General features: G+C 29.3%; 6 protein-coding genes and 1 pseudogene. 1 reads left to right on the top strand and 6 read right to left on the bottom strand.

Annotation, left to right across the window (positions count from 1 at the left end):
* Positions 1-215 (top strand): annotated as a pseudogene (locus LX95_RS14695) (IS110 family transposase); the annotation flags it as partial.
* 259 nt (positions 216-474) lie between these two features.
* Here the strand turns inward: LX95_RS14695 and LX95_RS14165 are convergent.
* The 6 genes from LX95_RS14165 to LX95_RS14140 all read right to left on the bottom strand — a co-directional run bounded on the left by LX95_RS14165 (position 475) and on the right by LX95_RS14140 (position 6,077).
* Positions 475-1,233, bottom strand: a complete 759-nt coding sequence (locus tag LX95_RS14165) for a tetratricopeptide repeat protein (RefSeq protein WP_111542117.1) — start codon at positions 1,231-1,233, stop codon at positions 475-477.
* A gap of 223 nt (positions 1,234-1,456) precedes the next feature.
* Positions 1,457-2,014, bottom strand: coding sequence for a hypothetical protein (locus LX95_RS14160; protein ID WP_111542116.1), 558 nt, complete (start codon positions 2,012-2,014; stop codon positions 1,457-1,459).
* A 53-nt stretch (positions 2,015-2,067) separates the two neighbouring features.
* Complete coding sequence (locus LX95_RS14155; RefSeq protein ID WP_111542115.1) at positions 2,068-2,541, bottom strand: hypothetical protein; 474 nt, start codon at positions 2,539-2,541, stop codon at positions 2,068-2,070.
* 418 nt (positions 2,542-2,959) lie between these two features.
* A complete protein-coding gene (locus LX95_RS14150) occupies positions 2,960-3,931 on the bottom strand; it encodes a peptidoglycan DD-metalloendopeptidase family protein (protein ID WP_111542114.1) in 972 nt (323 codons plus the stop codon).
* Between the two features lie 216 nt (positions 3,932-4,147).
* Positions 4,148-5,122, bottom strand: a complete 975-nt coding sequence (locus LX95_RS14145; protein ID WP_111542113.1) for a hypothetical protein — start codon at positions 5,120-5,122, stop codon at positions 4,148-4,150.
* A 148-nt stretch (positions 5,123-5,270) separates the two neighbouring features.
* Positions 5,271-6,077 carry a hypothetical protein gene (locus LX95_RS14140; protein WP_111542112.1) on the bottom strand — a complete coding sequence of 269 codons (807 nt, stop codon included), beginning with the start codon at positions 6,075-6,077 and terminating at the stop codon, positions 5,271-5,273.
* Positions 6,078-6,552 lie beyond the last annotated feature (475 nt).

The raw sequence follows: 6,552 nt of genomic DNA, 5'->3' as shown, positions 1-6,552 counted from the left end.
AGAAGCTGCGGAACCTGTTGTTTTTGTGCGCGTTTAATGCCTGCAAACACAATAAGGCTTGCAAGGAAATCTATGAACGAATCGTAGCGAAGGGTAAAAGCAAAAAACTGGCCTTGATAGCGGTAGCTAACAAGCTTTTAAAACAAGCCTTTGCCATAGCTAAATCTGGATTGCCCTACGATGAAAACTATGTATTAGTTCTAGCAAAAGGGTAGATCAAAAAAGAGGAATAAATGTAGAGTTAAAATCTGTTTATAAAGATTTTGACACAGGTAATGTATGTCTCAAATTTAATGTAGAAAAGAGTTGGTTTTTACCTCAGTTCTTTGTTGTGCCACGTTATTTTATTTATTCCTGAAATTTTAAGCTGTCAATTCTTTTTGTCATTTCTAAACTTGGTAAACCTATTTCCTTTCGATTTGAATTTACTTTGGTTAAATCAGAAATCATATTTGCATAGCCACCATTTCTATTTTAATAAGTTCCGTGGGTTTTTGGATTTTTATTAAATAACTCTAAATTATCATACATTGTTCCTAATGTACTGGGTTGGCATTTGCCGCTTTTTACAAATTCTTTTGTTTTTGGAATGAAATAATTTATTCGAATACTATCGTTTGAATGTAAAAGTAGAATAGTTGGTTCAGCCGAAATTTGGTCAATTCCATAATTTCCTACAATTTGCTCATTCGGATAACCATAAGTTTCAAAAATTTCAACTAATCTTTTATCATTTACTTTGAACATACTATCTTGAAACTTAGTACTATTAAATTTTTGGTCTAGTTCAATCATTTTTTGAAGTTCAGACCTTAAATCCATATTTAGGCTACTGATAAATTTTTCACGTTCCTCATTATATTCAGAGATTATTTTTTTTCCACGTACAGTTTTAAAAAGATTATCAAAAACTTCATCTGTTTGAAAACTGTTCAAAGTTCCACCTTTACTTATGGTTTTTTCTATATAATCTAATGCTAAATTATCTTTGCCTAATTCTGCGCAAACTTTTGCAAATTTATCGGTATCGTGGTGAGTTCCAATTTTAATAGCATTACAAATTTCAAATGCTTTTTCGTAATATTCGAAAGCCTTTTCATAATTACCTAAATAAAACTCAATTTCAGCTTTTGCTGTTTGCGGATAGTAATCTGTAATGTAATTACAACTTGTTTTATTATTATCAGAACAGCTGAAAAGAATTGAAAATAGAAGTAATGTAATTATTCTCATAAGTTTTTCCTCTAATGTGGCACAACGTGCGTGTATATGACAAGTAGGGTGTAAAAAAGCGCTAATTTTTCGGTTGCGCCACAAGCCAATTTTTTGTTTTAAGTTTTTATCTTTAAACTTCTAACTAAAACGCCAAAATAAAAAATTGGCGAACTTCCAAATATATCAAAATTTTTGATTTAGAAAAGACGTAGCTATTTGTTATATACGGTGTTATACCAAGTTAATTACTAACAATAGTTCTTTTTACATCTTTCAATTCATCTTTTTCAAAGTAATAATATCTTTTCCAACTAATTGAATCATTTAATTTATGACCAATTAAATCATCCATAAATTTTTCAGTGTAACTACTCACAAAATTTGTTTCATAATACTTGTGATCAATACTAAATATTGGATTCTTAGTTTGATTGAAATGATCTTTTACATTTTTGTCATAATATTCTAATATGACAAACAGTTCAATACCTTTTTCATCACATATCGATTGGACGGAATAAAGAGGCAAACAAAATTCACTGCTACAATTTGTACTCCAAATGTAAACAAGGGATTTGTCATATTTTGAGATTTGATTTTTTAAAGACAAACCATTTAATGAATATATTATTTCAGATTTTGAATTTTGATTATCATTAATGGAATCTAAAAAAACAATTTTCAAATTTTCTTTTTCATTATTATAATTACTAGTTAACCCCTTGAATGAACCATAGAAACAGGAAGATACGGATGTTATAATAAAAAAAAGAAAGGCGATGATTTTAATTTTTTTCATACAAATAATTATAGGCTCATATAAATAATATGAGTCTTTTTAATTTTCAAAATTTAACTTTTAATTAATGGTAATCTATATCCTCCACTTTTTCCTATACTATCTATTTTTTCATATAAACCTGAATTAATAGTATAAGTTTCTTCATCATCAAAAGAAAAACTTATATCCTCATCAATTGGAAAATATTCATAGTCATATTCTTTCGGCATTGTATTATCTATAAGAATTTCTACATATAAATTACCATTTTCATCACCTTGTATTGGAGCAGATCTAAAACCTACTTCAATGGTTATTGCTTCTAATCTGAAATTACAAAGACCCCCTCGTCTACAATCATATTTCTTTCTACCCCATTCATCCCAAGTAAAATGGTAACCAATTATAATTTCTCTACTTGTATAATTTGATGAACCTGTTGAATCTGTTAATCCATTATTATCTACAGATAGATTTAAATTATTTTCTGATAAATTATTTAATTGTTGTGTTTCTGAAAAATCTTCATCTTTTGAACAACTCACAAAAACTAAAGCTAATAAGCTTGATAATAAAATAGTTTTAAAAATTTTGATAATTATATATTTAAGATATTATTAAATGAACATACTCTCTCGATTTTCTGTTAGGTAAGATATAAAAAATATCTTTCGGTTTACTTTTTATTTTATTTCGATTTCAACTTTCACATTATCGATTTTGGATTGTCAATCCGATTTGACATTTTTTTAGCTTAATGTGGTATAACTGTTTTGTATATGGCTCGTAGCGTGCAAATTAGAAAATTATTTTCGGATTAAGCACAAGCCAGATTTTTAAATTTTACTATTTATCTTTTTTATTGGAAATCGTCAAATTTAAAAATTTGGCGACTTTCCAAATATGCCTTACCTTCGTTAGATCAACTGATTAGCTATGAGTTATATACGTTGTTGCCCACAGTTATTTTTCGTTCTGTATTTTCTCTCCTTTAATTGGTGAGTAATCCTTTTTCATTTTTCCGTCAACCACTATTTGGTTGAAATAACATTTTACACCAGTCGCTACATTCATATCTTTTACATTCTGAATATGAAAATGTAAATGTGGTTCGGACGAATTTCCAGAATTACCGCAAAGTCCTAAAGTTTCTCCTTGTTTAATTTTTTGACCTTTTTTGACTTTAATAGAATTTTGTTTGAAGTGTGCAAAAAATAAATATTCGTTATTGGCTGTTTTTAGTATTACTGTATTTCCAGGCACATAAATTGGATTTAATTCTCCTGGAACATTATCATCAACTCCATCTACAACTAAAACAATTTCGCCATCACAAGGTGCAATTAATTCTTTTCCAAATGCGTAATAATCTTCATTGGTTTTTCCATCAGTTTTATAGGACTTTCCATTTTCATCTGTTATTACGAAATCGAATGCGTTTTTTTGAGCTTTACTTTCAACGTGGTAATTTAATTCCGTCGTATCTCCGCCCCAAGTTACTGTCCATTTGTCTTGGAATGGAAGAATTAATTTGGTCGAGTTCCTTTCTATTTTAGGTAAATTATCTTCTTTAAAAGGCTCAATATAAAGTCCGTTTATTTTTAATTGATTATCTGTTGATATATTGACTGCAAAAATCTCGTTATCGAAAGTGGTTTTGTAGGAAGCAAAACTACCTCTGACGTATTTAGTAAATTCACGAGCATTTATTTTTCCAGCTTGCGTTTTTAGTCCAACAAAAAATTTCTTTGCTTGTTCTTTCGGAAGTGCATTTTTCATATCGTCAGAAAACAAATCAAATATTCCGCTATAATCGCTGGAATTGAAAAAATTCTCAAACTTTTCAGCAATATTTTTGTCGTTCGCTTTCTCGGTTTGAGCAAAACTCAAAATTGAAGCGAAAAGTAAAATGATAAGTAAAGGTGTTTTTTTCATAATTGTGGGCAACGGTCTTGTATATGGCTCGTAGCGTGCAAATTAGAAAATTATTTTCGGATTAAGCACAAGCCATATTTTTAAATTTTATTATTTATTTTTTATTGGAAATCGTCAAATTTAAAAAATTTGGCGACTTTCCAAATATGCCTTACCTTCGATTAAGCAACTCATTAGCTATGAGCTATATACGTTGTTGCCCACAGTATTTTTTCATCAGTTTTGCATTTTCATTGGTTGAATTCCAACAATCTTGTTTTTATCATCGAAAATTACCTTAATCATTTCTTTTGGTGGACTGTTTTGGTCGTCATTGTATTTATATTGAAGCATTGCGAAAGCTTTACCGTTCATAGCCATTTGAATACCGCTGTATACCAATTCAAGTTCTCGGTCAAAATCAATTCCAGAAATTAATGCCTTTAGCTGTTCGTCAGTCACTTGTTCAATAATCATTTCTGATAAATAACTTTTTGATTTCTCCAAATTCCCATCTTCTAACGATGCAATATATTGTTTTGAAATTCCATTTAAGCTATCAATTCGCATTTCACTTAATTCAGGCGTAATTTGTTCTGTTTTTTTTGTATTTCTTACGTAAAGTCGAATTCTATGAGTTGGTGAAGTTGTAACCATACCACGCTTTTCATAATAATTGGAAACATTAGCATACATTTCGATTTCTGTACTGTCGTTTGGAAACCATTTTACATTTTTTTTCAAACCGCCTTTTATATCGTCATTGGCTATTCTTAAATCAGATAAATCGCCTTCCGAAACAGGTTCTCCATAAATATTCGCAATCATCTTTTCTATTTCATTGAATTTACGAATAAGAGCCTTTTGATATTTCTTTGATTTTTTGTCATTTGTATTTGCTTTCAAAGTCAATAGACTTTCGTCCCATTCATAACGTATATAAGACATTGTACTGTCTTTTTTCTTGAAATAATAATGTCCAACTAAATCGGAAATAATCTTTTGTTTACGCCTAAATTTTATCGGTTGTGCATTTTCAGCAGAAATGTGGTTTCGGATATTCGGAATTTGTTCATTTCCTAAATTCCGCTCCATTTCAAGATATTCATTTAATGTTGTGTTGTGAATATCAAAATTAAATTCTTGTCCATAAACAGCAATTCCGATTAATACAAATCCAAATGTTAAAATGTGTCTCAAAGTTTTTTTCATATTGTGGGCAACGTGTTTGTGTATGATTAGTTGCGTGGTTATGCAACTAAGTTAGCAAACTTTTACGAACCTGTGAATATTCCGCAGGAATATTCGCAAGTAGGGAAGAACCTAGCAATTAATTATACACGGTGTTGCCAACAGTATTTTATTCAATTTTTCCTTTTAAATATCTCGTATTAATTAATTCGCCTCCAGTTTTTCCTCCATATTTCTCAAAGACTTTCAAAGCGATTACATTATTGTCAATCCAAATAATTTCTTTAATTCGCCAATCTGAAGTATAGAAAGAGTCATACTTTTTTAAATCTATTTTTTTAGTTTCTATATTCATTTTGTATAAAGCAATAAATGATTCTCTATCAAAAACGGAAGAAGAAAATGCTATTAATTTGTTTTTGTTCTTTGATATAGAAGGATTTTTACATTCAGAATCAAAAGGGCTTTCCAAGTAATCTTTTGTTCCTGTATTTTTATCTAATAAATATGTTCCACAATAACCTATTCCGCAATATGTTAAAATATATTTATTCAATGGTTTTAAAAACCCTTTGTAGTAATTGCAATTGTTATAATCAATATCACAACTAAATTTTTTTTCTGCGTTTTCTACATCGAGAGTAAAAAAACCTCCTGCTTCATTAACTATTGTTGTATCAACAGTAATTTCATTAGAATATTTTTGATTGTATTTCAAAAATTCAGTTGAGTCAATTTTGGTGAATTTTATTTTTAACTTACTCTTATTTTCTTTAACTTCTTGTTCTTCTCCAACCTCTGATATTTCAGGACTTGAAATCGCTTGAGTAGTTTCATTAGTTACTTTAGGTTCATTTTTTTGTTCAATTATAGAACTATCAACGAATGTTTCTGTTTTCAGTTTTTCTTGTTCGACATTCCGACAACTTATAATTGAAAACAGTAATAAAAATAAGTGAACCTGCGTTTTTTTCATATTGTTGGCAACGTGTTTGTATATGGAAAGTAGCGTAAAAGCAAGCACAATTTTTTCGGTTTAGAACAAGTCAAAACTTTTGCATTTTGTTTTTAACTTTACTTTTAAAACGCCAAAAATAAAAAATTGGCGACTTTCCAAATATACCAAAATTTTCGATTTATAAAAGTTGTAGCTATTTGTTATATACGGCTTAAGTTTGATTCTTATTAATTTTATAGTATAAATCAGAAAGAACAAAGAGAGGATTAAGGTTATGATATACGGTGAAGCGTTAGACTTCGACAACATTGATAATCCCCTCTCTTTAACTACTTCAATCACGTTCAGTTCTGTGAGGCTAAACCTCGTTTTCAAGTTGTTGTGATCCTGGTAGTATGCTCTTTCATAAAATCAGTTCTTATGGATAAATATAAGGAAACTTTTGGAGTTGATATCAGTAAAGATGTATTTGATGTCTATGGTAGTGACTGCG

Source organism: Mesonia algae, assembly GCF_003253545.1.
Taxonomy (GTDB): Bacteria; Bacteroidota; Bacteroidia; order Flavobacteriales; family Flavobacteriaceae; genus Mesonia; species Mesonia algae.
This window is presented reverse-complemented; position numbering and strand designations above follow the sequence as displayed.